At 72.1% G+C, this 1,123-nt stretch carries 1 protein-coding gene; it reads left to right on the forward strand.

The window, feature by feature from the left end; all coding sequences use genetic code 11:
* On the forward strand, positions 1–1,123 hold a 1,123-nt coding region (gene priA / locus FV222_RS26925; RefSeq protein ID WP_147816189.1), incomplete at both ends, for a primosomal protein N'.

Consider the following 1,123-nt stretch of genomic DNA (forward strand, 5'->3'; position numbering starts at 1 on the left):
ACGGCGGCGCGAGCGGCTGCGCGCAGGGGTCGCTAACGGCGAGGTGCGGGTGGTGGTCGGCGCCCGCTCGGCCCTGTTCCTGCCGTTCCGGAAGCTCGGCCTGATCGTGGTCGATGAGGAACACGAGAGCGCCTACAAGCAGGAGGACGGCGTCCACTACCACGCACGCGACATGGCGGTGGTGCGGGGCAAGCTCGAGGGCTGCCCGGTGGTGCTGGCCTCGGCGACGCCCTCGATCGAGACGCGGGTGAACGTCGAACGCGGGCGCTACCGCCGCGTGCGGCTGCCCGAGCGCTTCGGCGGGCGGCGCCTGCCCGACATCCAGGCGATCGACATGCGCCTCGACAAGCCGGAGCGCGGGCGCTTCCTCTCGCCGCCGCTGGTCAACGCGGTGAAGGCCAACCTCGCTGCCGGCGAGCAGGCGCTGCTGTTCCTCAACCGCCGGGGTTATGCGCCGCTGACGCTGTGCCGCGCCTGCGGCCACCGCTATCAGTGCAAGAACTGCTCGACCTGGCTGGTGGAGCACCGCTTCCGCAAGGCGCTCGTCTGCCACCAGTGCGGCTACAGCGAGCGCCGGCCCGAGGCGTGCACGGAATGCGGCACCTTCGACAACCTCACCCCCTGCGGCCCCGGCGTCGAGCGCATCGCGGAGGAGGCGGCCGAGCTGTTTCCGGATAAGCGCATCATCGTGCTGTCGAGCGACTTTCCCGGCGGCGCCGAGCGGCTGCGGCAGGAATTGGAACTGGTCGTGGCCGGCGAATGCGACATCGTCGTCGGCACGCAGCTCGTGGCCAAGGGCCACAACTTCCCGCACCTGACCCTCGTCGGCGTGCTCGACGCCGACATCGGGCTGACCTCGGGCGATCCGCGGGCGGCCGAGCGCACCTTCCAGCTGCTGCAGCAGGTCACCGGCCGGGCGGGCCGCGGCGAGCGGCCGGGCCGCGCCATGGTGCAAACCTACCAGCCCGAGCATCCGGTGATCGCGGCGCTCCTGTCGGGTGATTCCGAGCGCTTCTACGAGGAGGAGATCGCCGCCCGCGAGGCGGCCGGCCTGCCGCCGTTCGGGCGGCTGGCAGCGTTGATCGTCTCGGCCAACGACCGGGCGACGGCCGAGGCCCACGGG

The sequence above is a fragment of the Methylobacterium sp. WL103 genome, from assembly GCF_008039885.1.
Classification (GTDB): Bacteria; Pseudomonadota; Alphaproteobacteria; order Rhizobiales; family Beijerinckiaceae; genus Methylobacterium; species Methylobacterium cerastii.